The following is a 26,240-nucleotide window of genomic DNA, read 5'->3' as shown; positions in this document are numbered from 1 at the left end:
TCGACTCCTTTACGGACCATATTGGCTGTATAAACTCTTCCAACCTCTTAGTATAAAGGGTTTTTGTCCGCTTCACAACTGACATTTCCAGGTTTCATCTGTCCGTTTCCTTTTTTTGCACATAAAACCATTCCCTGCTACACTGGAAGGCAGACATGCCCGAAAATTCGAACAGCAATTTTCCATTTTGAAAGGATGTTTAAATGAACAGAAAAGCAGTCGCAGGAAGTACCGGAGCAATTGCGGTACTGGCTATGGCCGTTTTAATCACAAAACCGTGGGAGAGTGCTTCCGTGCCTGGGGATTCCTCACCGGACGACGGGGAGGAAATTTCATTTGGAGACCGTGATTACGGAGAGCTTAATGAAAGCACGGAAGACCTTCTTGCACAGGCCCGCTCTCTTGAAGGGACTCCGTTTCAGTCGGGTGGAAATGACCCGTCTGACGGTTTTAACACTTCAGGATTTGTACAGTTTGTCTACCATGAAAGCAGCGGCATCCGTATGCCGAGAATTGCCGGTCACCAGTACGATCTGGGTCAGCACGTTTCCCTTTACGATCTTCACCCCGGGGATCTCGTATTCTTTGAAGGAGAAACACTGATGAGCGGCATTTATATAGGGCACGGGGAATTTATGACGGTTTCACAGTCAAACGGAGTTGAAACACTCTCCTTTGAAACTGATACGTTCTGGTCCGACCGGTTCATCGGCGGACGCCGTCTGAGCAGTGAGGAAAAGACCGCTCTTCACCCCTCCACCTATTCCGATCATGATCACCCTGCCGTCAGACATGCGATCCAGTACCTGGATACACCCTATGTCTTTGGCGGAAACAGTGTGGAAGGCTTCGACTGTTCGTTTTTTGTACAGCAGGTATTCCGTGAAAGCATGGACGTTTATCTTCCCCGCGTTACCCGTGATCAGTTCCGCGTTGGCAGTACGGTAAGTGAAGCTCATCCCGAGCCGGGTGATGTGCTTTATTTTTCCGGAATTGAAGCTGAATCTGACGCGGATGAAGAAGGCGCGGAAGACCCTGTTACCCACGCAGGCATATATCTGGGCGGGAATTTTATGATTCATGCAAGCAGAACGGAGGAGATGACCCAGATCTCCTACATGAACGATTACTGGCAGGATGCGTTTACCGGTATTAAACGTTTCGACGAACTGTCACTTGGCGGGGAATATCCGGTAGTGCAGGCCGCAGCCGGCTATCTGTTCAGGGACGATTTCACCACCTCCGGTTTTGTAAGCCGGGTGTTTTCGGACAGTAACGGAACGGAACTTCCTTCCACCGCCAACGCACAGTTTGAGAGCGGCACACCGGTTGAACGGGAGGATCTTGAAATTGGGGATCTTGTTTTCTTTGAAGGGGAGGAAAGCTATCTGAGCGGCCTCTACATTGGACACAGCCAGTTCATGATTTCAAGTGTCTCCTCCGGAGTGACGACCCGTCACCTTGACTACGCCCCCTATTTTTCCGAAAGATATGCAGGCGCAAGGCGCTACTGACCCTTTCCGCAGAGGACTTTTACTCCTCTGCGGTTTTTCTCTGCAGATTAAGTTTACATAATAAAAATATAATAAACCTACCCCTGCAATGGAAAAGGCATAATGGGATCAATCAGAAGGTTGATTGTTCAAAAATACACTCGCTTGCCGCGGGCAGGGCTTCAGCTAACCGGGGAAGATCGCCCCGGTGGATCTTCAGTCCCTGCTCTTCCCGCAGGCGTCTCGTGATTTTTAAACAATCAACCAGGATAAAAACAGAAAAAATGACTCTTACATGCAGTAAGAGCCATCAGTCTGGATAATGTCCAGGAGCTAAATAATACCTAGTTCTTTCCCTGCCTTTTCAAATGCATCGAGTGCTTCCTGAAGCAGTTCCTCGGAATGCTGGGCGGTAACGATTGTCCGTACACGCGCCTGCCCTCTGGCCACTGTCGGGAATGCAATGCTCTGGGCAAACACACCGTAATCACGGAGCTTGTCGGAAAGCTGATGCGCTTTTGCTTCATCTCCCACAATTACCGGTGTAATTGGTGTATCGCTCTTTCCTGTATCAAAACCGAGTTTTTCCAGTCCCTGCTTAAAGAACTCTGTGTTTTTCCAGAGACGGTCAATCAGATCCTCCTCCTCGAGAAGGACATCCACCGCTGCTGAACATGCCGCAGTTACAGCCGGCGGGTGGGATGTACTGAAAAGGAATGGACGGCCTTTATGAATCAGGTAGTCTCTGACTTCCTGTGTACTTGCCACATATCCCCCCAGGACGCCGATGGCCTTTGAGAGCGTACCAACCTGAATATGCACCCTGCCGTTAAGTCCGAAATGGTCCACAGTTCCACGGCCGTTACTTCCGAGAACACCGCTGGCATGGGCATCATCAACCATGATGAGGGCATCATACTTTTCGCAGAGCTCAACAATTTCCTTCAGAGGTGCAATATTTCCGTCCATGGAGAATACACCATCCGTTACTACGAGGCGTTTACGGTAGTCAGCGCTTTCCTTCAGCGCTTCTTCCAGGCTCTCAAGATCAACGTGTTTATAGATCTTACGGGCTGCTTTGGTCAGTCGGATCCCGTCAATGATGGAAGCATGATTTAATTCATCTGAAATGACCACATCGTCTTTCGTCAGAATGGAACTGAGAATTGCCTGATTGGCTGTAAAACCTGACTGAAGCACGAGCGTCGCTTCTGTATGCTTGAATTCGGCGAGTTTTCTCTCAAACTCTTCATGCATTGTAAACGTACCGGCAATAGTACGGACGGAGCCTGTACCGGCACCATATTTCTCGACAGCTTCGATCGCTGCTTTCTTCATTTTAGGATGTCCGGTAAGGCCAAGGTAGTTGTTCGATGAAAGCTGAATCATTTCCCTGCCGTCAATGACTACTTTTGCTCCCTGGTCGGACTCCAGAGGTACAAGAGAGCGGAATGTGCCTTCGCCTTTCATGTTCTGAAGCTCTTCTTTCAGGTATTCAAATCCTTTCACAGTCAATCCCTCCAACTGGATAATGTAGTATAAAATGGCTGTTCATATTTCTATAGAGTTCCCCGGCCTGCAGAGTTCATGCCCGAAATGAGGATGTACAGCGAAAACATCCGGGCGCGCATGTGCGGTCAGCTTAAGGATGAAGTACCACTTTTCCGCATCTTCCCTCGATCATCAGATTGAACCCTTTTTCAAACTCCTCTAGTGGAAAGTGGTGGGTAATCATCGGTTTCACATCAACCCGGCCCGAGCCGAGAAGACCTGATACCTGCTGCCACGTATCATACATTCTCCGGCCTGTAATTCCCTGAACAGTAATACCTTTAAACACAATATCGTTTGTTACGTCTATTTCCACCGGCCGGACAGGCAGACTGAGTATGGAAACGCGTCCGCCGTTTGTAACCATTTTAAATCCCTGGTTCATGGCAACCGGGTGTCCGCTCATTTCACAGACTACATCCACTCCGTTACCTCCGGTCAGCTTGTTCACCTCTTCAAGAGGATCTTCAGTGGAGGAGTTGACGATCGTATCTGCCCCCATCTTTTTTGCAAGGTCCAGTCGGTAGTCGTTTAAGTCAAAGGCGATAACCTCGGAAGCCCCGCATGCTTTTGCGACTCCGACAGCCATAATCCCGATTGGACCGCAGCCGATTACAGCCACTGATTTTCCTGCCACATCCCCGGCCAGGACGGTGTGGACACCATTTCCCAGCGGCTCCTGCACACTGGCAACGTCGAACGGCAGATCCGGATCGTTTTTCCACATATTTTGTGCCGGCAATGCCACGTATTCTGCAAAGCAGCCGTCACGATCCACCCCGATAATCTGTGTATTGGCACAGATATGAGCCTGACCTGTCAGGCACTGGGAACATTCACCGCACACGATGTGGGTTTCGGCACTTACGTGGTCACCAACTTCCACGTTTGTAACGTTTTTTCCTTTTTCCACAACGATACCGGCAAATTCATGTCCAAAAACATAAGGTGGGTTCACCCTGCTCTGGGACCATTCATCCCATGCATAAATATGGACATCTGTTCCGCAGATACTCGTTGCTTTTACCTGAATAAGCACTTCCCCGTCACCGATTTCGGGAATCGGGACCTGCTCAAGCTTCGCACCGGGGGAGCGTTCCGCCTTCACAATTGCTTTCATGGTTCCTTTCATTATAAGCACCCCTTCTGGTATAACGTAATATGAAAACGTACTGTCTGTCGCTGTCGCGCTGCGCCTGAATGGCCGTCAATCCCGGAGTGGTTCACTGCTGGTGATTGACCCTCCATTCAGACGCAGCCTTCTTAAGTTTAGCACGCTCTGCTGTATGCGTAAACAAAACTGTTCACAGGAGAAGGACAAATGAGCACCTCGGAAATTTTTTTTCGTAACCTCGGATTCATCGGGTTTTTCTCTGTCCAGGTCAGGTGGAAGAGAAGCTGTCCCAGACCCCGGAGTTAGTCACATATGTAAAGCCGGCAGAAAGGAAGACCCTCTTTACCGGCTTGAATACTCGTTTTCAGCTTAAAAATATCCGGCAGCAGTACCGCCCGCTTTACATAAATTCTGCTGTAAGCTTATCAAACTGCTCTTTTCCGAGAGTTAAGGACTGATGTGCAAGTCCTTCGTCACGGAACCCTTCAACCAGTTCCTCGTATGGAGGCTGGGACGTGTTCCGGTAAATGAGCCCTGTTACAAGTCCATTATGTTTCATGAGCACATTCATAGCAGCACCGCGGTCTGAAGGATCGTAATCTTCAATATCCGACAGCTTCGTCAGGTTCTCCTTGAACCAGTCGTATGTGTTCACTTTATTAAATGTGACGCATGGACTGAATACGTTAATCAGGGAGAAACCTTTGTGGGCGATGCCCTGCTCAATAAGAGACGTAAGTTCCTTTAAGTCAGTGGAGAAGCTCTGGGCGATAAATGTGCCTCCGGCCGAAAGAGCCATTTCCATAACGTTAAGTGCCGACTCGATGGAACCGCCAGGTGTGCTTTTTGTTTTAAAGCCCATATCACTGCGTGGTGAGGTCTGACCCTTTGTAAGGCCGTATATCTGATTATCCATTACGATGTAAGTTACATCAATGTTTCTCCGGATTGCATGAATGGTGTGACCCATCCCAATGGCAAAACCGTCCCCGTCACCCCCGGAAGCGATGACTGTGAGTTCTCGGTTTGCCATCTTCACTCCCTGCGCAATCGGCAGGCTTCTTCCGTGAATGCCGTGAAAACCGTAGGATTTAATGTATCCGGAAATTCTTCCTGAACAGCCGATCCCGCTGACGACAGCCATATTCTCCGGAGTAAGATCCGCGTTTGCAGCAGCCCGCTGAATCGCCGCCTGTACTGAGAAATCACCGCACCCCGGACACCAGTTGGGCTTTACGTTATTTCTGAAATCCTTAAATGTCGCCATTTAAAACAACTCCTTGCACGCGTGGTGAAGTTCTCCAGGTAAAAACGGATTTCCGTCGTATTTGAGTACCGTCTCCAGATTCCCTGCTCCTGTTTCCATCCTGATGAGCCTGGCAAGCTGACCGGTGGCATTGTTTTCCACTACAGCCACTTTATCCGCCTGCGCCATCAGTTTCCGCACTTCCTCTGCCGGAAACGGGTGCATAAGCCTTACATGGGCGTGGTTAACCTTCAAACCGTCTTTTTCAAGACGCGGAATGGCTTCCTGAATCGTTCCCCTAGTGGAATTAAATCCGATTATCAGCAGATCCGCTTTTTCATGACGGGTATCAGCATATACAGGTTCAGGGAATGTTTCGTGAACGGTTTTCAGTTTTTTCATACGCTTATTCATCTGGTAACGTCTGTTTTCCGGACTCTCGGAAGGTTTTCCCTGTTCGTTGTGTTCGACTCCGGTAACGTGATGAATGGCATTCTTCATTCCGGGTATGACCCTTTCCGAGATGCCGTCTCCGGGATCGGCGTACCGCTTGAAATACTCATTTTTCTCAAGTTCCGGAAGCTCACGTCCGGGATCGAACTTCCCCCGGCGAATCTCGATCCGGTCATAGTCCAGCGGTTCAACGGTCTGCTTTCCGAGACTCAGTGCAAGATCCGAAAGTACAATTACCGGACACTGATATTCTTCTGCAAGATTAAATGCTTCGATCGTATCGTAAAAGGCTTCTTCCACAGTTGAAGGAGCCATTACAATTTTCGGGATTTCCCCGTGACTGCCATATATCATAGCCATCAGATCGGACTGTTCCTGCTTTGTGGGAAGACCCGTGCTCGGGCCTCCCCGCTGGGTATCCACAATAACGAGCGGTGTTTCCGTGATCCCGGAGAGGCCAATGGATTCCATCATGAGGGACAGTCCCGGTCCCGCCGAGGCCGTGAGAGAGCGCACACCGGCATAGTTCGCTCCGATTGCCATCGTACATGCAGCAATCTCATCTTCAGTCTGGATGACTGTCCCGCCGTAATCGGGCAGTTTCTTAATAAGGTATTCCATTATTTCGGAGGCCGGTGTGATCGGATAGGCAGGCATAAATCGCGCACCGCCGGCAAGCGCCCCAAGCGCAATAGCATCATTACCGATCATAAACATCCGTTTTTCGGGCTCTACAGGTGCAAGCTTAAAGGAAATACCGGTGCCGGCTGCTTCCTTTTCAAAATAAGCAGCCCCTTCCCGGACAGCATCCATGTTTTTCTGGACTACCGCATCCCCTTTACGGCCAAAGATCTGTTTCACGACACCCTCGAAATTCTCCGGCTTCAGACCGAGGAGGGCACTGGAAGCTCCGATAGCCACCATGTTTTTCATCAGGGAAGTGCCGAGACTGTTTGCAATTTCGGTGAACGGAATGGAAAACAGGTGGGCATCGGAATGTTCGGGCTTTGACGGTTTGCATTTGCTGTCTGCCAGAATTACGCCTCCTGAGATGAGCTCCGGCGCGTTAACGTCGATCGTCTCCTGGTCAAACGCAACAAGTATATCCAGATCATCCGATATGGCATTGAGCGGATTCGTGCTTACACGGATTTTGTTGTTCGTGTGTCCACCCTTGATCCGCGAGGAAAAATGGCGGTAGCCATAAAGATAATAACCAAGACGGTTCAGGGCAGAGGAAAAAATCTCCCCGGTACTTTCGATACCTTCCCCCTGCTGTCCGCCAACTTTCCAGGACAAATGTGTAATCATCTTCCTGCACCCCTTTATTGACGGCCTGTATTCGGCCTGTAAGTAGTAAACATCACATCGGGAGCCCGGCTGACGCACTGGCACCCGGGAAAACCCGCGGACTGTAAAATTGTGGTACGCGCTCTAAATCTCTTATATTGTAACATATTTTGCTTGTACCAGAAGTAGAATCTAAGATTATAAACGGTGTTCCTGTCCCTGTATTATGTAATTTGTGCAACCGCACGAAAAAACTGCCTGGCTCAAAGCAGGCAGTCCTTTGTTATCTCGGCTCAATAATAAGTTTAATAGCTGTCCGTTCGTCTCCGTCAATCTGAATGTCTGTGAAAGCAGGGATGCAGATCAGGTCAATTCCACTGGGAGCTACAAATCCTCTGGCAATGGCAATCGCTTTGACTGACTGATTTAATGCACCTGCACCGATTGCCTGGATTTCAGCGGCACCGCGTTCGCGAATAACTCCCGCAAGGGCACCGGCTACAGAGTTTGGGTTGGATTTTGCTGAAACTTTTAATACTTCCAATTTAGGACCTCCTTAGGATGATAAATAGGATCGAATGGAGCAGGTAACTTAACGGCCAATCAGCCGTGAAAACACACGGACCAGCCGGCGGGTCTTCGCACCCTTAAGAGGGTTTTTAAGTGATTTACCTCATTTTGTATATATTCGAAACCTACAATTATATTCCTGTCGGAAGTATTGCCAGGTTCGGGTTAATCGAAGAATGGCTGATCGTCGTTAATCATAATGGATCTGATTGAATCCGCCCGGCCGCTTTGCCTATTCAGCGTCACGTAGACTCCGTTTAACTGTTCCCTGCCTTTTGTAACTTCAAACCTGGTTGGAAGATTTGTCAAAAACCTGTGAAGTACCGCTTCTTTTTCCACTCCGAGGATACCGTCGTAAGGTCCTGTCATTCCCACATCGGTAATAAAACCGGTTCCCTCCGGAAGAATTCTTGCATCGGCAGTCTGCACATGTGTGTGGGTCCCCACTACAGCCGACACTTTGCCGTCAAGATACCAGCCCATTGCCTGTTTTTCACTCGTAGCTTCAGCATGAAAATCCACGAAGATAAAATCGGATTTCCCTTTCGCTTCCTCCACCATCTCGTCTGCTTTCCTGAACGGACAGTCGATCGGAGGCATGAACGTTCGTCCCTGAAGGCTGATGACAGCGATTGTCTGACTGCCGGATTTATGATAGGCAATACCGGTACCCGGGTTGTCCGGCGGGAAATTTCCCGGACGGATCATTTCGGGTTTGTCTTCAATAAAATCAAAGATCTCTCTTTTATCCCACGTATGGTTGCCGAGGGTAATAATATCGGCTCCTGCTTCTTTTATTTCATGAAATACTTTTTCAGTAATACCCTTGCCGGATGCAGCGTTCTCACCGTTTACAATTGTTACGTCCGGCCGGTACTTGCCTTTCAGCCGTTTCAGGTATTCTTTGAGCATTTTTCTGCCGGGTGATCCGACAACATCACCAATAAACAGTACTTTCATATATAAAACTCCTTACTATTATGCTTTTTGCCGGATGGGAGTCCTGGTGTTACCGAAGACAGTCCTGATAAAAGAACTGTGTTCTGACTCCTGACGTCCGCTTTCCCGGGAGTCTGCAGCGGGAATCCGCAAAAAGCATCCGCCCGCAGCAAAATTCCCCTCCGGCTAATATGATTTCTTTTGTGTATGTACCCTAAAAGTATGGCCATTTTTCCTGTACATAAAAATAAAGTGGCAAAATGCCACTTTATTTCGCATACTCAACTGCTCGCGTCTCACGGATCACGGTCACCTTAATATGGCCGGGATAATCGAGTTCATCTTCAATTTTTTTCGTGATTTCACGGGCGAGACGGTACGAATCATCATCATTGATCGTATCCGGTTTCACCATGATTCGAACTTCACGGCCTGCCTGAATCGCAAAAGTCTTCTCGACTCCGTTAAAGGACTCGGAAATCTCCTCAAGCTTTTCCAGACGTTTAATATAGGTTTCAAGCGTTTCCCTTCTTGCTCCCGGACGGGCTGCAGACAGAGCGTCAGCTGCCGCGACGAGAGAGGCAATAACGGAAGTGGCCTCCGTGTCTCCATGGTGGGAAGCGATACTGTTAATTACAACTGGATGTTCTTTGTATTTCGTGCCGAGTTCAACCCCGATTTCAACGTGACTTCCCTCAACTTCGTGATCAATTGCCTTACCGATATCGTGAAGCAGTCCTGCACGGCGGGCCAGCGTTACGTCTTCTCCCAGCTCGCTTGCCATGAGGCCTGCAAGGTAGGATACTTCCATTGAGTGCTTCAGCACGTTCTGGCCATAGCTGGTACGGAACTTTAAGCGTCCAAGGATCTTTATAAGATCCGGATGCAGTCCGTGTATGCCCACTTCAAAGGTTGTCTGCTCTCCGTATTCACGGATAAGTTCATCCACTTCACGGCGGGATTTTTCCACCATTTCCTCAATCCGGGCCGGATGAATCCGTCCGTCCTGAACGAGTTTTTCAAGTGTGGTCTTGGCAATTTCGCGGCGAATCGGATCAAATCCCGATAGGATAACAGCCTCAGGTGTGTCATCAATAATAAGGTCGATACCAGTCAATGTTTCGAGAGCACGGATATTCCGTCCTTCCCGGCCAATGATCCGGCCTTTCATCTCATCATTAGGCAGTGACACAACGCTTACTGTTGTTTCTGCCACGTGATCCGCTGCGCAGCGCTGTATGGCGGTGGATAGAATCTCCTTGGCCTTTTTATCAGCTTCATTCTTCGCATTGGTCACGGCTTCCTTGATCATAATCGCTTTTTCGTGTGTTAATTCATCCTCGACGGACTTCATGATAATATCCCTGGCTTCCTCTTTCGTAAAGCCGGAAATTCGTGCAAGTTCGTCTTCCTGCTTCTGAAGCAGTTCCTCAACTTTGCTATTCATTTCATCGATGTTCCGCTGACGTGCCGTCAGCTCTTCTTCACGTTTTTCCAAAGATTCTTCTTTTTTGTCCAAGGTTTCACTTTTACGGTCTAAAACTTCTTCCTTCTGTCCCAAGCGGTTCTCCGTTTTGGAAATTTCATTTCTTCGCTCCCGTGCTTCACGCTCGGACTCGATCCGGAGTTTGTGGGCTTCATCTTTAGCTTCAAGAATTGCTTCTTTCCTGCTCGAATCCGCTTCACGCTTTGCTTCTTCGGTGATTTGTTTTGCCAGTTGTTCCGCACTGGAAATCTTGGCTTCTGCAATGGATTTACGTACGAAGTATCCGATGACGACACATACTGCAGCAGTGATTAGCAAAATGAGGATGAGAACGACTGTGTTGTCAGTCATGACTGATTCACCTCCTCATGCTATTCATGTTGTTCGTTTTTTTGTTTCGTGTCATTGTTTCAATGGTTCGGTATTAGCGCACATCCAGCACAGGTCAAACAAAATTGAGTATGAGGTATTACGGTATTCTTTTTAATTGTATGTCCCAGTTACCACATTGTCAAGCTTTGGTAGAGTTGGATAAGTGAAAATCAGCCTGCAGTGACGGGTGTTATCAGAAGATAAAAAGCCTGCAGGAAAATCCGGTTCCCTGCAGGCTTGTAATCATGTGACTGATTTTCGGCTGATGTTATAATTCCGCCTGCTGCACCCGCCGTCCGCAACGGTGCGGACCGGCTCCAGGCAGCTTACAGCCGTACTTTATTTAAGGTCCAGTGGCAGGTCTTCTTTTTCACCTTCGAAATCGGCTTCTCCCGGCGGAACTTCCTGCGGCTCGAGAAGGCCGTGGTATTCACGGATCCGGGTTTCAATCTGCCGGGTCACTTCATCATTTTCCTTCAGGAACTGTTTCGCGTTCTCTCTTCCCTGACCAAGACGCTCCTCATTAAAGGAGTACCAGGCACCGCTCTTCTGCACAATGTCGAGATCCGAACCGATGTCCAGAATTGAGCCTTCTCTTGAGATCCCTTCACCGTACATAATGTCCACTTCCGCTGTTCTGAACGGCGGAGCAACTTTGTTCTTCACGATTTTGATCTTTGTTTTGTTACCAACCATATCATTCCCCTGCTTCAGTGCTTCTGCACGGCGCACTTCAAGACGGACAGAGGAATAGAACTTAAGGGCCCGGCCTCCGGGAGTCGTTTCCGGATTACCGAACATAACACCGACTTTCTCACGGATCTGGTTGATGAATACGGCAATCGTCTTGGACTTGTTTACGGCACCTGAAAGTTTACGAAGTGCCTGGGACATGAGCCGGGCCTGAAGACCAACGTGGCTGTCCCCCATCTCTCCCTCGATTTCGGCTTTCGGTACAAGGGCAGCAACAGAGTCCACCACGATCATATCAATAGCTCCGCTTCGCACAAGCGCCTCGGCAATTTCAAGCGCCTGCTCTCCTGTATCCGGCTGGGAAAGAAGAAGTTCATCTATGTTGACACCAAGTTTCTGGGCATAAATCGGATCGAGGGCATGCTCGGCATCGATAAAGGCAGCCTGTCCACCCTGACGCTGTATTTCAGCAATGGCGTGAAGCGCCACAGTCGTTTTACCGGAGGATTCCGGGCCGTAAACCTCGATAACACGGCCTTTCGGGTAGCCGCCGACACCGAGTGCAATATCAAGGGCGAGTGTACCGCTTGATACGGTGGAGACGCGCTGTTCAGCCTGTTCCCCCAGTTTCATAACAGATCCTTTACCGAATTGTTTCTCAATCTGACGCAAGGCCATATCCAGTGCCTGTTTGCGGTCTGACATATTATATCTCTCCTTTTACGCGGCCCCGTTTCTATCTGTACAGTGGGCAAGCGTTTATCGTTTCAATTGCATAACCCTATTCTACCTTGTTTTGAGACGTTTGCCAACCATTTTGGCAAACATTCGTTCGTATTTTTTCCAGGATTGTTCTGTCTCCATTAAATGCCCTGTTTAATGGCAGTAACTGAGTCCCAGAGGATCGAACTGTCCCGTTACGTCGAGAATAAGTGCTGTCTCATGACGATTTTCCATTCTTACAGCCGCTTCATATTTTTCTCCGCCCGGACCTGTCACAGTGACAGCAAAACGTTCCGCCTCCAGGGAGTATTTGGTCTCCCTGACTGAGAGAGTCTCTTCCTCTTCCCCGTACTGCTGGGCAATAAAAGATTTTGCATGCCCGGCTGCGGCTGCGTGCATCCACGGTGTTCCCTTCACGTGCCAGTAGAGAAAAACCATGGCTGCAAGCAGAACTGCTGCTGCGGTACCGGCAAACCACCTGTTCATTTTTCGTCCCCCCGTCTGCACCTGTTACTGTACTATACGGAAAGACAGGAAAAAGTTTAACCGGAAATATAAAAAGCAGGATTTTCCGTTTTGATGGACGGAAAACCCTGCCTGCCGAAAAACAGAGTATGGCCTTATCTCTGGCGCCGTTTCGGACGCGGTTTAGCGGGTTCAAGGTTGACTCTTGCGCCGTTCAGGCGGGAATATTTAATCGCCTCATATACAAACGGGGCAGCTTCCTCGGGAACCTCAATAAACGTAAAGTTTTCAAAGATATCGATCTTGCCGATCGTACGGCCGGGTATGCCGGCCAGGTCCGCCACTTCCTCCACCAGTTTCTTCGGTGTAAGCTCAACGTTTCTTCCTACATTAATGAAGAAGCGGGTCATGCCTTTCTGGGCACCGGTATCACCGAAATCATATGCCGCATCATCAGAAAGATTATCATGACCGTAGAAAGCAAGTTTCAGAAGTGAAGTGACTACCTTTTCCGGGGGATAGTCTTTTAACAGATCCGTGACGATCGTTTCGTAAAGATCCGTTTCATCGTGAAGTTCCATAAGGTCGACGATCTGTTTTTTCCACGTTTCCTGCTGCTTTTCCACCACTTCCTCAATAGATGGGAGGTTCTGTGATGGGATCTGCATTTTAATTTCAACTTCAATGGAGCGAAGGTGCTTCATTTCCCTTGGTGTCACAAGTGTAATTGCAAGCCCTTCCCTGCCTGCACGCCCTGTTCTGCCGATCCGGTGAACATAGCTTTCCGGATCCTGTGGGATATCGTAGTTAATAACGTGGGAGACATTTTCCACATCAAGGCCGCGTGCAGCAACATCGGTTGCAATTAAAAATTCAATAGTTGAATCCCGGAATTTTTTCATAACCATGTCGCGCTGGGACTGAGTCAGATCACCGTGGAGGCCGTCTGCCATGTATCCTCTGGCCTGAAGGGCTTCCGTAAGTTCGGCAACACCCTTTTTCGTGCGGCAGAACACAATACCCAGATCGATGTGCTCGCTGTCAATGACACGGCACAGGGATTCAAGCTTATTTTTCTCGAGCACTTTATAGTAAACCTGTGAAATGGAAGGAGCGGTCATTTCTCCCTTGCTGATCGTTATCTGTTCGGGCCTGTTCATGTATTTATTTGAAAGCTTGCGGATCGGCGGCGGCATTGTGGCCGAGAAAAGCATCATCTGTTTATCCCGGTTTGCCATTTTCAGTACCTTTTCAATATCTTCAATAAAGCCCATATCAAGCATTTCATCGGCCTCATCAAGGATAAAAGTGTGAATTTTTCCCAGCTGGAGAGTTCTCCGGTTAAGATGATCCAGGACGCGTCCCGGCGTACCTACCACAATGTGAACGCCCCGTTTTAATGATTTAATCTGCTGACCAATGGACTGGCCGCCGTAAATCGGAAGGGTACGGACATTTTTATGGCGGGAGAGTTTCTGCAGCTCTCCGGCTACCTGGATCGCCAGTTCCCGGGTTGGCGTCAGTATAATGGCCTGTACGTGATTATCAGATGTTATTTTTTCGATGAGCGGTATGCCGAATGCTGCTGTTTTCCCGGTCCCTGTCTGGGCCTGTCCGATGACATCACTGCCATCCAGAATAACCGGAATGACTTTTTCCTGAATTGGGGACGGGGCTTCAAATCCCATGTCTGTGATCGCACGTCTAATCGGTTCCGATATTTGAAAGTCTTCAAATTTCATAAACTATTCATCCACCTTTTACTCTTTCGTTGATTCCTCTTCATTGAGCTGTTTCAGTAAAAAATAACAGCCGAATTTGGCTGCCCGTTCACGTACGGCAGAACGGCTCCCTGCAAGCGACAGCCTCTTCACTGCTGTTCCTCTGCTGTCTGCTATTGCAATAAAGACCAGACCCGGTTCTTTCCCTTCCAGGGAATCAGGCCCTGCCACACCGGTAAAGCTGATGCCAATCGTGCTTTTCATTAACGTACGTACGTTTTCGGCGAGTTCTGCTGCACACTCCCTGCTCACGGTTCCGTACGTCCTGATCGTGTCCTCTTTTACATTCAGGACGTTCTGCTTTACGTTAGCATCATAACAGATTACGCCGCCGGTATAAAAGGATGATGCCCCGCTTTCTCCTGTAAGCATGGATCCGAACATCCCTCCCGTCAGACTCTCTGCACATGCAATGGTGGAGCCTGATTTACCGAGCGCGTCAGCTGTAACCTTCGCGAGTGTATTTGTATCATATCCGTAGAACCAGGTGCCGGCACGGGAAAGGATTGTCTTTTCCATCCGATCCAGGGCCTGTACGTTCTGATCCGGCATCCCCTTGGACGTAAGTCTGATGGTAACCTCACCGTCGGATGCAAGAGGAGCCACTGTAGGGTTGCTCTGATTCGCTATAATATCATCAATTTCCCCGGCAAGCTGCGCTTCCCCAATCCCGAAAAAGCGGAGTACCCGAGACGTAATGGCCTCGCCCGTACCTGTCATCCGGGCAAGCCAGGGGAGCAGGTCCCGCTGAACCATCGGCTCAAGCTCCCCCGGGGGTCCGGGCAGGAGTACAATCACTGTTTCACCTTTTACTGCCATACCGCAGGCCAGTCCGTTATAGTTTATAAAAACGTCTGCCCCTTCGATCACGGCTGCCTGTTTTCTATTATTTTCTGTCATCGGGAGATCCCGTTTCCGAAAATAAGACTCAATACGGGACAGTGACTCGGAATCCATAACCAGGTTTGTTCCGGTAAACTCTGCAACTGTTTCTTTCGTAAGATCATCCCTGGTTGGACCGAGACCACCTGTCAGTATGATCAGATCTGAGCGTTTTTCTGCAGCTGAAAGGGCTGCTGTAAGCCTGCTCCGGTTGTCTCCGACTGCTGTATGAAAGTGAACATCCACGCCCACTTCAGTCATTTTCCCGGAAAGAAACCGTGCATTCGTATTTGAAATCTGGCCGAGCAGAAGCTCGGAGCCTACTGCGATAATTTCTGCCTTCATACTGTGCCTCCAGATATTCCGTCACTCAGAGCCGGAAAGAACGTGTTTATTTTTAACGAAATAATCCCATCCGGAAAAAAGAGTCAGAATAACAGCCACATAGATCATGATTGTATCAAACGGAATCGACAGAAGCGTAAAAATCGTATTATGTAACATAATCGCCGATGCCGCTACGATCTGGCTGACTGTTTTCCATTTTCCCCAATTGCTTGCTGCAATCACATCCCCGCCGGCTGAAGCAACGAGGCGCAGGCCGGTTACTGCAAATTCCCGGCTGAGAATAAGTACCGCTGCCCATGCAGGAAACATTCCCAGTTCCACGAGGGCTACAAATGCTGCGGTAATAAGCAGTTTATCTGCAAGGGGATCGAGGAACTTCCCCATATTTGTAACCAGGTTGTATTTTCTTGCATAATACCCATCGAGCCAGTCAGTGGAAGCAGCCACAATAAAAATAAGTGCAGCAGTAAAATGCGCTGCAGGAATGTCAGCGCCGAAAAGTCCAATCTCTCCCCAGTTAAAAGGTACGAGAAGGAAGATCATAAACAAAGGGATTAAAAAAATCCGGGATATTGTAATCTGATTGGGTACATTCATGTTGGGCCTCCTTATGCGTCAAATCATAAGCGGTAATTCCCGCTTAAGTCCCGGCCGTTCAGGCTATAAGCATCTTTGTCAATTTTACCAGACTCAACCACCAATTGCGAGAGGTTGCCACGTCAGGTGCGATTTTCACCTGACGTGGCAACCTCGAAGCGGCGTGCGGAGCCGATCCCCGGTCTTCCAGTCATACCGGTGCACTCCCGGTATGACCGGATCGGGCGAAGCCGCTGCTCCCTTTAAAACCTCAAGGTGCGATTTTCACCTGACGTGGCAACCTCGAATAAGCGTCCTTAAGGCGGCAGCCGCTAAAAAAGTTCCGGAAGACATCATCTGTTTTCCGGAACTGAATGGCATTATTCGCCTGGATTAAACTGAATGATCAGTCTCTGATGGGTATGATCGTCAAAATCGATAGGGTAATCCAACGGTTCATCATTGATAAAAACATCGACCCCCGGTGCATGCCCTATGTTAACCCTTACTTCCTCCTCCTCGGAGAAGTCGTACTCCAGTACGGTACCGGCGTCAAAATTCTCCCCAGCCAGTGTTCCACCCTCAGTATCAACAATATCAACCCACGTCCTGTCATTCACTTCTGCACGGAACTCAAAAGTGTCTGTGTCTGACAGTGTAAGCGTGGAATTATAACCACTGATATCCTCTACAGAAATCTCCTGCTCCGGTGCTTCCTCCTCCACCGGCTCCTCCTCGTCCGCTTCTTCCTCCTGCTGATCCTCATCAGCGGCTTCGTCTTCGTCTGTCTGCCCGGAGTCTGTCACGGCTGCACTGTCATCGAAGTCACCGCCTGAGTTTTCACGCTGAACAGCGTCATCGCGGGCCTGACTCTGGAAGAAAAATAATGCAGCACCAAGAAGTATAAGTACTATAACTGCAATAATTAACGTGTTAAGCAGGGATGAAACTCTGCCCGTGCTTTTTTTCACCGGTTTTTTCCGGCTGTTTTCTTTTTTCCGGCTTACACGAGGAGGAAGGTTCGCCTGTTCCCCCCGTTTAGCCGGCAGTTCGTCGCTGTGCTCCTCCAAAAGAAGTTCAGGATCCAGCCCAACTGCTTCTGCATAGCTTTTTACAAAAGCCCTGGCATAAAACTCGCCAGGAAGCCGGCTGAAATCCCCTTCCTCGATTGCAGCCAGATAGCGTTTCTGAATTTTCGTCTTTACCTGAAGCTCCTCAAGCGAAAGATTCTGTTCTTCCCTGGCCGACTTTAAACGTACACCTAATTCTGACAATGCTAACACCTTCCAAACTAGCTGATATCGAAGGATGAAAAACCTGAGTCTACAGCTTCGTATGTAATTTCTTCCGATTCATCGCTTCTCAGTTCAATAATATAATCAAAATCATCGAGTGAATACTCCGTTTCACGGATAAAGATATCCGGATGCTCAACAACTTTTGTGGCAGGGAGCCTCATGATCTCCGACACAAGCATTCTGTGTTTCTCGGATGCCCTCATCGTTGAAACGATCCCGTCAATAATATAAATATGATTTTCCGAAAATTCATCATCAGCAAGCTGGCTGCGGATCGTCTGTCTGAGCAGAGTGGAGGAAAGAAATGACCACCTTTTACTTGCACACACACTCGCAGCAACGACTGATTCCGTTTTCCCGACCCGCGGCATGCCCCTGATTCCTATGAGGCGATGTCCGTCTTTTTTAAAAAGTTCTGCCATAAAATCCACCAGAACTCCAAGCTCGTCTCTTACAAAGCGGAATGTTTTCTTCTCATCCTCATCACGCTCAATATAGCGGCCGTGTCTTACAGCCAGACGGTCCCTGAGTTTGGGTTCCCTGATCTTTCTAAGTGTAATTATATCCATCGTCTCAAGTATAAACTTGAGGCGCTCAATCGCTTCGTCACTTTCACTCCGGATGAGCATACCTCTTCTTCTGTGCTCCACACCGTTGATTGTAACAATATTAATTCTCAGCATACCGAGAAGGGAAGCTATTTCACCAAGAAGTCCAGGACGGTTCTCATGTATCTGATATTCAAGGTACCATTCCTTTTTATCCATAAAGAACTCCTTTCCGGAAAGGGATTCGTCAAAACTCGTCAGATTCCTTTTTCTATCATAAAGTATTTTCAAATCGTTTTAAAGAGAAATCATGGAAAAGCCCCTGTATTTTGCCTCAGTCTTCATGGTCAGTGCCGCCTTGAGTTTTTCGGCATGTATGTCAGGGGGCTTTTACGGAGGCTGTGTACGTATGGATTGTTGTTATTGACCAAATTACTTATGCAGCGAAAGGCGGCGACGCCGGCGGGAACAGCATCAGCTGCGAGCGTTACATCCTGTAATTGCTTCGAGCTGCTTCGACGCATACAGCCTCGTAGATTAACTTGCAGAGGAAGAAGCAGAAGGACTTCTCCGGCTCGCTGAAGCGATGCCCGCGGAAAGCGTCCGCCTGCAGCGGAATAAAACAACAATCTTTCCGAAAACATCTTTTACGTAAAAAAAGTGCCGCGGCACGCAGCACTTTTGTTTACGGTTATTTTCCCTGCACCAGCTTTACCATCATGTTCGCAATGGCGTGCTGTTCTTCTTCGTTTGCCACTTTCCACATGTCGGCAAGAACGGCTTCCTGTTCATTTTTCGGCTCCACCTGCTCAGCAAGGTATTCGCCTACCTGGTATGCCACGTCAGATACGACCTGATCGTTCATACCTTCCTGTTTCCCCTGATCAAGACGATCGCCGAGGAAATGTTTCCACTGTTCCCAGTTGTCCAATACACTCATGGTGTACCCTCCCTTTTGGTGTAGTTCTCCATTAGTTTCTCAATATGAAAGGGAACTATGCATAAGAAGGAAAGTTTTTCTCCTGCCGGCTTTACAAAGTTGAAGCCTGTCCGGCTGTGTCTCAGTACTCAGCAGTGCCAGGCGCCGTTAACTGACAGAATCTGCCCGCTCACGTAATCCGAAGCCGGTGATGCCAGATACGCCACCGCCTCTGCCACATCTTCAGGGGTTCCCGGCCGTCCTGCGGGAATTTCCTCCAGCAGTGCTTCTCGTTCAGCATCATTCATATGTTCATTCATCGGTGTATCAATCAGTCCCGGTGCAACGGCATTCACCTGAATCCCCGAAGGGCCAAGCTCCTTGGCAAGTGCTTTTACATAGGCGTTAAGGCCGCCTTTGATCATGGAGTACAGTACTTCACACGAAGCCCCGGTAAGGCCCCAGATGGACGAGATGACAATAATTTTCCCCTTCTTTTTTGCAAGCATACCAGGAAGGAGTCCGTTGGTAATTTCATAAGGTGCGCCAAGTCCGAGCCTGAATGCCTGTTCGGTATCTCCAGCCGTAAAATCCTGTACCAGACCTGTGTAGCTTTTACCGCTGTTATGAACAAGTACATCCACCTCTCCACCGGTTCCCGAAATAAGGCGCTGCACTCCTCCTGCTGCAGCAAGATCGGCCTGAATGGTATGTACATCCGTGCACCCTGCCTTCTCCAGACTGACCAGGAGTTCCCTTACCGCCTCCAGGTTACGGTTATAGTGGAGAACAAGCCTGTACCCGTCCGCCCCAAGACGAAGGGCGGCGGCTCTTCCTATTGAGCCGCTCGCCCCGGTAATCAAAGCTGTAGGAGCCAATTATGCTCCTCCTTTCGGTTTAACAAGACATTTGCTGAACTGACCGTCCGTTCTGAAATGCTCAGCCATGGCCTCCTGCAGATCCTCAACTGTAATGGATTCAAGAACCGGAATCACGTCAAACAGGTTCATGTCATTAAATTCGTAACGGGTAAACTGATTGGCGATGTATTCAGGTGAATTCAGGGATCGCAGGAAAAACCCGATTTTCTTTTTCCTTACCGATTCAACAGCCTGTTCGTCGAGTGTACCTGACGTAAATTCAGCCACCATTTCCTTAATGCGGTCCGCGAGCTTATCAGGTTCGGACGTATCCCCGCCGATCACGGAAAAACCGAAACCGAGTTCACCGGAGTAGTCAAACGAGAAAGTATCATCGATCAGACCCTCTTCATAAAGGGTTTCATAGTTGCTGGAACTCTGGCCGAACATCATTTCCAGAAGAATGTTAATGGCAAGCTCATGACGCAGCAGGTCTTCACCCTGACGGTCCGGAGAACGGTCCTTGAACCCGGTCAGACACTTTCCGGTTTTGACGTTCATCGGTATGGTCTGCTCAGGCTGGTCCACTTCAGGTGGCTCTGCTTCAAAGAAACGCTGAATTCGCTCAGGTTCAGCGAATTCCTTTCCGGCCTGGTTTTCCTTGACGAGCGACATCATCTCTTCTGCATCCACATTTCCTACAATAAATAAAAGCATATTGTTTGGGTGATAGAATGTTTCATAGCAGGTATAGAGGAGATCCTTCGTTACTTTATTGATGGAGTCCACTGTGCCGGCAATATCGATTTTTACGGGGTGGTACTCGTAAAGATTACCGATCAGCCCGAAGTATCCCCGCCAGTCAGGATTGTCATCGTACATTTTAATTTCCTGACCGATGATGCCCTTTTCCTTTTCCACACTTTCTTCCGTAAAATAAGGCTTCTGTACAAAGTTAAGAAGCGTAGTCAGGTTTTCCTTTACGTTTGAAGTACTCGAAAACAGGTACGCCGTTCTTGTGAAGCTTGTAAAGGCATTCGCAGAAGCACCCTGTTTGCTGAACTGCTGGAAAACGTCCCCGTCTTCATCCTCAAACAGCTTGTGCTCAAGAAAATGGGCAATTCCGTCGGGAACCTTTACAGCTTCCTTTTCCTGAAGGGGAATAAAGTGGTTATCGATTGAGCCGTATTTGGTTGTAAAGGTGGCAAACGTCTTATTGAAGCCGGGTTTTGGCAGGATGTATACGTCCAGGCCGTTGTCGAGCTGTTCGTAATACAGCGTTTCTTTGAGCTGATCAAAAGTCTGTTTATTCATCTGAACCACCCTCCATTCCTTTCAGGAAGTAAATTGTATCCAGCTTCGCCTGACCGGCAACACGGATAACATCTTCTTTTGTAACCTTTTCAATGCCCGGAATCCATTCATCAAGCTTTCTGTTCCTCTGACCAAGTTCATTGTGATAAAGAAGTTCAACAAGACCCCGCGGAGCATCCATTGTTTCAAGGAGCTGGTTTTTAAGCACTGATTTCGTCTGCTCAAGCTGCTCCTCTTCAAAATCGCCGTTTTTCATGGCTTCCATCTGTTCCCGGATAATCGTAACTGCTTTTTCGTAATTGGAAGTCTCAATTCCCGACATGACCATAAGTAGGCCTTTGTGGCTCTCCACCCGTGACGCTGCATAATAGGCGAGGCTTGCTTTTTCGCGAACATTGATAAACAGCTTGGAGTGTGAGAATCCGCCGAATAAACCGTTAAACAGCTGGAGAGCAAAATAGTCGTCGTCCTGGTAGGTTACATTCGTACGGTAACCGAGATGAAGTTTGCCCTGGCTCAGATCCTGTTCCTCAAAGATCTCGTTCTCATCAGCTTCCTCTTGAGCGGATGCTGTGGACGGGGTCTTTTCCTTCCTCCGTTCACTTCCGGGTAAAGAGAAGTTCCCTTCCACAAGGCGTTTAATCTCATCGGTCTCCACATCGCCCACCACATACAGATCGAAGAGATCTTCCTTCATTACTCTTTCATAGTAGGCATACAGCTCTTCAGGGGTAATCGAATCGAGCTGGTCTTCATTGCCGTATACAAAAAGCCCGTAAGGCTCATCTTTGCACATTTCCTCGTTTAAGCGCATATTTGCGTAGCGGATCTTATCATCGTATACACTCTGAATACGCTGCTTCAGATTCCGCTTTTCGCTTTTGACAATCGACTCCCTGAACGCACCGTTTTCTGCCAGCGGGTTCGTCACGACAGACGTCATCATTTTAAAGGCCTGTTCCAGAAGCGGAGTGCTGTCTTTCAGATATTTTTCATTAGCCACTTCAAGCTTAAAGGAAATCAGGTGATTCTCGCCTTTTTTATTAACATCTCCAGCCAGCGTGGCACCGTAGAGTCCGTCCAGTTCCTGACGGATTTTCTGGCGGGTCGGGTAGTCTTTTGAACCGCTTTGCAGCACCTGCGGCAGCAGTGCCCTCATCGTATGATCCTCTTCTGTCAGGTCGGCACGGATATGTAGCACGAGCGTGTTTGTTTTGTAAGTATCGGACTTTATTACATGAACATTTACAGGCCCATGCGAAAACTCGTTTACATTAATGGCTTCCATTCTGAAACCTCCTCATTTATCTTAAAGATTAGCTGTAGTCGGAAAGGTTGTTGCTTTATTCCGCTGCAGGCGGACGCTTTGCATCGCTTCAGCCTCCTCGGGAAAAACACCCTGCGGGGTCTTCACCTGATGCTATTCCCGCCGGCGTCGCCGCCTTTCGCTCGATAGTTAATTTGATAAATAGCAACAATCTATACGAACACAGCCTAAAGATTAAAACACATTGTAAAAGTATCCTCCGGCGTTAAAGTTAAACAGCAGACCCGGCGCGTTCTTTATTAGGATACCTTTTTTTAATACGATTATGATATTCAGGCTATACCCGTTTACGGATGACGTGAAATTTAAATTTATCCGCCCTGAAGTAATTCATTGAATAAAGAACCGGACGCTCCTGAAAGTCATAGTGCATCTGCTTAAGCGTGAGAAGTGACGTTTCGGGACTGCATTCAAGCATGCCGGAGATTTTCTCATGATACCCTACAGGCTCAATCTGGGTGTGCGCATAACTGATTGTTGTGCCGGACGCCTCCAGCTGGGTAAAAAGAGATTCCTCCCTGCGGTTGGAATAGTCCGGAAGAAGTTTTTTAGGGATCCGGTCGAGACAGTAGACAACCGGCTGGCCGTCCGCTGTACGCACCCGCTCAATTACAATCATTTCCCCGGGATTCTTATCCTTGAAAATGCGGCAGTCCTCTTCCGTTGCCACAGCTTCCGACTCGGAGAGAAAAATGGTGCCCGGTTCCATCTGGCTTCCTTTAATCATATCCGTTACGCTGTTCAGTTCTTCTATACCTGATGTAAACATCGGCTTTTCGCTGATAAATGTGCCAACACCGTGCCTTCTTAAGATGACGCTTTCATCTTCAAGCATACGAAGCGCTTCACGAAGTGTTGCTCTGCTTACCCCGAGTTTCCTCGAAAGTTCGAATTCGGACGGCAGACGCTGCCCGGGTTCGTAGTGCCCGGTTTCAATATCATTTTTAATACGATCGATCACCTGAAGATAAAGCGGACGCTGATCGGACTTAATCATTGACGTTCTCCCCTTACCACCATTTTCTCTATTTTCACATAATTTTCTAATGTCACTTTACCATGAATCCAGGATGTACACCAGCTTAACAATATATGATTCCCCACCTTACAGATTCACCGTCTTTAGGAAGGAAACCGTTCTGATAAAAAAAAGCTGTTTTCGGATAGATTGTTGTTTTATTGCGCTGCAGGCGGATGCTTTCCGCGGGCATCGCTTCAGCCTCCTGGGGAGTGCTTCTGCTTCTTCCTCTGCAAGGTAAGCTTCGAAGCTGTATGCGTCGAAGCAGCTCGAAGCAATCACAGGCTGTAAACGCTCGCACCTGATGCTTTTCCCGCTGGAGTCACCGCCTTTCGCTCCATTAATAATGTGACCAACAGCAACACTCTATACGAACACAGCCTAAAAAAAGAGAAGAGGTCCCCGGGCAACTGTGCCGGAGACTCCCTTCCTTACTTTTCAGCCATTCGACACCTGATCGTCACTGTGCTTGCTGACAAGAACTTCCCGGGGCTTACTGCCTTCATACGGCCCCACTACGCCCCGGACTTCCATCTCATCGATCAGACGGGCTGCCCGGGTATAGCCGATTCTGAATCTGCGCTGTAGCATGGAAACCGAAGCTGTCTGCATTTCCGTAATCAGTGCTACAGCTTCATCATACAGATCGTCGGATGCAGCTTCCTGAACACCACCGGATTCCCCTTCCTGCGGAATCATCTCTTCTGCGTATTTTGCTTTCTGCTGGTCGATGCAGTAGCCGACAATCCGCTCTACTTCCTCGTCACTCAGGAAAGCTCCCTGTATCCGGGTCGGTTTGGAGGCGCCTACAGGGATAAACAGCATATCTCCCCTTCCAAGGAGCTTTTCGGCCCCGTTACTGTCAAGGATCGTTCTCGAATCAGTCTGACTCGAAACACCGAACGCAATCCGGGACGGTATATTGGCCTTGATTACGCCTGTAATGACGTCCACTGAAGGACGCTGGGTGGCGATAATCAGATGAATTCCGGCTGCCCGTGCCATCTGCGCAAGTCTGGTTATGGAATCCTCTACATCCGAGGAAGCCACCATCATCAGATCAGCGAGCTCGTCTACAATCACGACGATAAAGGGCAGATAGGGTGCCTGATCTTCTACGTCTCTTGACCGGTTTTCTTTTTTCACATAGGCGTTGTAGCCTTCAATATTCCTTGTACCGGAATCAGCAAACAGCTCATAGCGCCGCTCCATTTCAGAAACGACTTTTTTAAGTGCCTGGGAGGCCTTCTTGGGATCGGTCACTACCGGTGAAAGAAGGTGGGGAATGCCGTTATAGACATTCAGTTCCACCATCTTTGGATCGATCATCATCAGTTTCACCTCATGGGGTTTGCTTCTCATAAGGATACTGACGACTATGCCGTTAATACAGACACTTTTCCCGCTTCCTGTAGCACCTGCAACGAGAAGGTGGGGCATTTTGTTTAGTTCGGCGATCACTGCCTCACCTGAGATATTGCGGCCGAGTGCGATGGCCAGCGGGTTCTCTGTATCGGTCATTGCTTTTGCTTCCAGCACTTCCTTTAATGTAACAAGTGCCACTTCCTGATTCGGTACTTCAATGCCGATGGCTGACTTCCCGGGAATGGGAGCTTCAATCCTGATATCCTTTGCAGCCAGTGCAAGTGCCAGATCATCTGACAGATTTACAACTTTGCTTACTTTAACCCCGGCAGAGGGGTAGACTTCATATTTTGTGACAGAAGGGCCGAGATGCACTTCCGTGACTTTTGCATTTACTCCGAAACTTTCAAGGGTATTCTCCAGTTTCCTTGCATTCTTTGAGAGAAGGTGATGTTCTTTCGACTGGTTGGTTTTTTTCGGATTATTGAGCAGGCTTGCGTCCGGAAGATCGTAATTCTCATTTTCCCGGCTAATTGCTGCAAGGGATGCCGTAGGTACGGGTATGACTTCCTCCTCGTCTTCCTCTTCCACAATGCCGGACTTCTCTGGTGCTTTGTTCAGTTCGGGTTCCCCGTATGTATCAGTTGGGCCGGGAGTCCGTGCTGAGTTCTGTTCACCATCGGACGTTTCCTCCTGGTAGGCCTTTGTGGAAAAATCATAAATAACCGGCTCTTCATCCTCAACTCCATTATCCTCGTGCTTTTGGGCAGGCACAGCCGGCTCTTTTGCACCGTTCTCTGATGGCTGGTGGTTCTGTTTTCTCGCCCGGGCTTCCTGTTTCATAGCCTGACGCTTTTCATTAATGGCCTCTTTCATGGAACTGAACATCTCGATTGTCCAGGCTCCCATGGCTGTAAGAGTCTTCTTGACTCCCGATGCAGCTTTGTCAAACCCTTTCTTCAGTACATCCATAACCGATCTGCCCGTAAAAAGAATAACCGAAGCCACCATCAGACCGATGGCGAATGCAATGGTGCCGCCTTCGGCAAACAGGAAATGGGTCATGGAAAATCCGAGAGCCCCGACCATACCTCCACCAAGCGTGTCGACTGCCGATTCGTTATTCAGCTGCATAAAAAAGATATGCCACGTATTACGGATCACTGAACGGTCCGTAAAAGGCGTTTCCCGGGACAGCACTTCAAACTGCCGCACATGCGTAAGCAGGGCCACTGCAAAAACAAACAGATAAAAACCGATTTTTCTTCTGGACCAGAAGCTCGGCCACTTTCTTTTAATCATAAAATAAAAAGCAAGCACAAGCAGACTGCCGGTAAGAAGAATATGCCAGTCACCAAGGATGAACCTGAAAAGCTGCACAATCCCCTCACCGGCGAATCCCAGCCTGGCAAAAGCAACTGTTGCAATGACAAATAAAAACACACCGGCAAGTTCATACGTGAGCTGTGTCTTCCATTTAGTATTTTTCCGTTTACGTTTCCCCACTTGCGATCACCTCTGATGCAGACCGTAAAAAGGTCTGCTGCTTTCATCTGCAGTTCTGTTTCTGTTACTTATACTTCGTCAGCCGGCAGTTAAATGCCTTTAT

At 48.6% G+C, this 26,240-nt stretch carries 21 protein-coding genes; 1 reads left to right on the top strand and 20 read right to left on the bottom strand.

Going from position 1 to position 26,240, the window contains the following annotated elements:
• Positions 1-203 precede the first annotated feature (203 nt).
• Complete coding sequence (locus tag FGB90_RS02940; protein WP_138809074.1) at positions 204-1,514, top strand: C40 family peptidase; 1,311 nt, start codon at positions 204-206, stop codon at positions 1,512-1,514.
• Positions 1,515-1,826: 312 nt separating this feature from the next.
• Here the strand turns inward: FGB90_RS02940 and FGB90_RS02935 are convergent, their stop codons facing one another.
• The 20 genes from FGB90_RS02935 to FGB90_RS02840 all read right to left on the bottom strand — a co-directional run bounded on the left by FGB90_RS02935 (position 1,827) and on the right by FGB90_RS02840 (position 26,137).
• The gene (locus FGB90_RS02935) at positions 1,827-3,002 is read right to left on the bottom strand and encodes a glycine C-acetyltransferase (protein ID WP_138809073.1); all 1,176 of its coding nucleotides are present in this window, start codon (positions 3,000-3,002) and stop codon (positions 1,827-1,829) included.
• A 133-nt stretch (positions 3,003-3,135) separates the two neighbouring features.
• Complete coding sequence (tdh, locus tag FGB90_RS02930; RefSeq protein WP_138809072.1) at positions 3,136-4,176, bottom strand: L-threonine 3-dehydrogenase; 1,041 nt, start codon at positions 4,174-4,176, stop codon at positions 3,136-3,138.
• Between the two features lie 382 nt (positions 4,177-4,558).
• On the bottom strand, positions 4,559-5,425 hold the full coding sequence (locus FGB90_RS02925) for a 2-oxoacid:ferredoxin oxidoreductase subunit beta (protein ID WP_138809071.1): 867 nt from the start codon (positions 5,423-5,425) through the stop codon (positions 4,559-4,561).
• Positions 5,426-7,168: a 2-oxoacid:acceptor oxidoreductase subunit alpha gene (locus FGB90_RS02920; protein ID WP_138809070.1), complete on the bottom strand. Its 1,743-nt coding sequence runs from the start codon at positions 7,166-7,168 to the stop codon at positions 5,426-5,428.
• A 262-nt stretch (positions 7,169-7,430) separates the two neighbouring features.
• Positions 7,431-7,691: a stage V sporulation protein S gene (locus FGB90_RS02915; RefSeq protein WP_138809069.1), complete on the bottom strand. Its 261-nt coding sequence runs from the start codon at positions 7,689-7,691 to the stop codon at positions 7,431-7,433.
• A gap of 191 nt (positions 7,692-7,882) precedes the next feature.
• A complete protein-coding gene (locus FGB90_RS02910) occupies positions 7,883-8,677 on the bottom strand; it encodes a TIGR00282 family metallophosphoesterase (RefSeq protein WP_138809068.1) in 795 nt (264 codons plus the stop codon).
• A gap of 247 nt (positions 8,678-8,924) precedes the next feature.
• Complete coding sequence (gene rny, locus FGB90_RS02905) at positions 8,925-10,493, bottom strand: ribonuclease Y (RefSeq protein WP_138809067.1); 1,569 nt, start codon at positions 10,491-10,493, stop codon at positions 8,925-8,927.
• Between the two features lie 360 nt (positions 10,494-10,853).
• A complete protein-coding gene (gene recA, locus FGB90_RS02900) occupies positions 10,854-11,912 on the bottom strand; it encodes a recombinase RecA (protein ID WP_138809066.1) in 1,059 nt (352 codons plus the stop codon).
• Between the two features lie 171 nt (positions 11,913-12,083).
• Positions 12,084-12,416 (bottom strand): YfjL-like protein, encoded by a 333-nt coding sequence (locus FGB90_RS02895; protein ID WP_138809065.1) that lies wholly within the window; start codon positions 12,414-12,416, stop codon positions 12,084-12,086.
• A gap of 134 nt (positions 12,417-12,550) precedes the next feature.
• Entirely contained in the window at positions 12,551-14,137 is a 1,587-nt protein-coding gene (locus tag FGB90_RS02890) for a DEAD/DEAH box helicase (protein ID WP_138809064.1), read from the bottom strand.
• 18 nt (positions 14,138-14,155) lie between these two features.
• Positions 14,156-15,403 (bottom strand): competence/damage-inducible protein A, encoded by a 1,248-nt coding sequence (locus FGB90_RS02885; protein WP_138809063.1) that lies wholly within the window; start codon positions 15,401-15,403, stop codon positions 14,156-14,158.
• A 21-nt stretch (positions 15,404-15,424) separates the two neighbouring features.
• Positions 15,425-16,003: a CDP-diacylglycerol--glycerol-3-phosphate 3-phosphatidyltransferase gene (gene pgsA / locus FGB90_RS02880; protein WP_138809062.1), complete on the bottom strand. Its 579-nt coding sequence runs from the start codon at positions 16,001-16,003 to the stop codon at positions 15,425-15,427.
• A gap of 359 nt (positions 16,004-16,362) precedes the next feature.
• The gene (locus tag FGB90_RS02875; protein ID WP_138809061.1) at positions 16,363-17,256 is read right to left on the bottom strand and encodes a helix-turn-helix domain-containing protein; all 894 of its coding nucleotides are present in this window, start codon (positions 17,254-17,256) and stop codon (positions 16,363-16,365) included.
• 17 nt (positions 17,257-17,273) lie between these two features.
• A complete protein-coding gene (locus tag FGB90_RS02870; RefSeq protein ID WP_138809060.1) occupies positions 17,274-18,047 on the bottom strand; it encodes a DUF3388 domain-containing protein in 774 nt (257 codons plus the stop codon).
• Positions 18,048-18,519: 472 nt separating this feature from the next.
• Positions 18,520-18,768, bottom strand: a complete 249-nt coding sequence (locus FGB90_RS02865) for a DUF3243 domain-containing protein (protein ID WP_138809059.1) — start codon at positions 18,766-18,768, stop codon at positions 18,520-18,522.
• A 128-nt stretch (positions 18,769-18,896) separates the two neighbouring features.
• Positions 18,897-19,625 carry an elongation factor P 5-aminopentanone reductase gene (gene ymfI / locus FGB90_RS02860; RefSeq protein ID WP_138809058.1) on the bottom strand — a complete coding sequence of 243 codons (729 nt, stop codon included), beginning with the start codon at positions 19,623-19,625 and terminating at the stop codon, positions 18,897-18,899.
• The gene (yfmH, locus tag FGB90_RS02855) at positions 19,626-20,921 is read right to left on the bottom strand and encodes an EF-P 5-aminopentanol modification-associated protein YfmH (protein ID WP_138809057.1); all 1,296 of its coding nucleotides are present in this window, start codon (positions 20,919-20,921) and stop codon (positions 19,626-19,628) included. It abuts the gene before it with no gap.
• Positions 20,914-22,209, bottom strand: coding sequence for an EF-P 5-aminopentanol modification-associated protein YfmF (gene yfmF / locus FGB90_RS02850; RefSeq protein ID WP_138809056.1), 1,296 nt, complete (start codon positions 22,207-22,209; stop codon positions 20,914-20,916). Before yfmF ends, yfmH begins: the two co-directional genes overlap by 8 nt.
• Positions 22,210-22,525: 316 nt before the next feature.
• On the bottom strand, positions 22,526-23,245 hold the full coding sequence (locus FGB90_RS02845; RefSeq protein WP_138809055.1) for a GntR family transcriptional regulator: 720 nt from the start codon (positions 23,243-23,245) through the stop codon (positions 22,526-22,528).
• A 459-nt stretch (positions 23,246-23,704) separates the two neighbouring features.
• The gene (locus tag FGB90_RS02840; RefSeq protein WP_138809054.1) at positions 23,705-26,137 is read right to left on the bottom strand and encodes a DNA translocase FtsK; all 2,433 of its coding nucleotides are present in this window, start codon (positions 26,135-26,137) and stop codon (positions 23,705-23,707) included.
• Positions 26,138-26,240 lie beyond the last annotated feature (103 nt).

This window comes from Alteribacter natronophilus (assembly GCF_006007885.1).
GTDB lineage: Bacteria > Bacillota > Bacilli > Bacillales > Salisediminibacteriaceae > Alteribacter > Alteribacter natronophilus.
This window is presented reverse-complemented; position numbering and strand designations above follow the sequence as displayed.

What these genes read in the sequence shown, in the direction of transcription:
- FGB90_RS02925 (WP_138809071.1), bottom strand. Translation starts at nt 5,425, where the DNA reads ATGGCGACATTTAAGGATTTCAGAAATAACGTAAAGCCCAACTGGTGT.
- FGB90_RS02910 (WP_138809068.1), bottom strand. Translation starts at nt 8,677, where the DNA reads ATGAAAGTACTGTTTATTGGTGATGTTGTCGGATCACCCGGCAGAAAA.
- FGB90_RS02870 (WP_138809060.1), bottom strand. Translation starts at nt 18,047, where the DNA reads ATGGATAAAAAGGAATGGTACCTTGAATATCAGATACATGAGAACCGT.
- rny (WP_138809067.1), bottom strand. Translation starts at nt 10,493, where the DNA reads ATGACTGACAACACAGTCGTTCTCATCCTCATTTTGCTAATCACTGCT.
- FGB90_RS02920 (WP_138809070.1), bottom strand. Translation starts at nt 7,168, where the DNA reads ATGATTACACATTTGTCCTGGAAAGTTGGCGGACAGCAGGGGGAAGGT.
- recA (WP_138809066.1), bottom strand. Translation starts at nt 11,912, where the DNA reads ATGTCAGACCGCAAACAGGCACTGGATATGGCCTTGCGTCAGATTGAG.
- FGB90_RS02845 (WP_138809055.1), bottom strand. Translation starts at nt 23,245, where the DNA reads ATGATTAAGTCCGATCAGCGTCCGCTTTATCTTCAGGTGATCGATCGT.
- yfmH (WP_138809057.1), bottom strand. Translation starts at nt 20,921, where the DNA reads ATGAATAAACAGACTTTTGATCAGCTCAAAGAAACGCTGTATTACGAA.
- FGB90_RS02885 (WP_138809063.1), bottom strand. Translation starts at nt 15,403, where the DNA reads ATGAAGGCAGAAATTATCGCAGTAGGCTCCGAGCTTCTGCTCGGCCAG.
- pgsA (WP_138809062.1), bottom strand. Translation starts at nt 16,003, where the DNA reads ATGAATGTACCCAATCAGATTACAATATCCCGGATTTTTTTAATCCCT.
- FGB90_RS02940 (WP_138809074.1), top strand. Translation starts at nt 204, where the DNA reads ATGAACAGAAAAGCAGTCGCAGGAAGTACCGGAGCAATTGCGGTACTG.
- FGB90_RS02895 (WP_138809065.1), bottom strand. Translation starts at nt 12,416, where the DNA reads ATGAACAGGTGGTTTGCCGGTACCGCAGCAGCAGTTCTGCTTGCAGCC.
- yfmF (WP_138809056.1), bottom strand. Translation starts at nt 22,209, where the DNA reads ATGGAAGCCATTAATGTAAACGAGTTTTCGCATGGGCCTGTAAATGTT.
- tdh (WP_138809072.1), bottom strand. Translation starts at nt 4,176, where the DNA reads ATGAAAGGAACCATGAAAGCAATTGTGAAGGCGGAACGCTCCCCCGGT.
- FGB90_RS02865 (WP_138809059.1), bottom strand. Translation starts at nt 18,768, where the DNA reads ATGAGTGTATTGGACAACTGGGAACAGTGGAAACATTTCCTCGGCGAT.
- FGB90_RS02890 (WP_138809064.1), bottom strand. Translation starts at nt 14,137, where the DNA reads ATGAAATTTGAAGACTTTCAAATATCGGAACCGATTAGACGTGCGATC.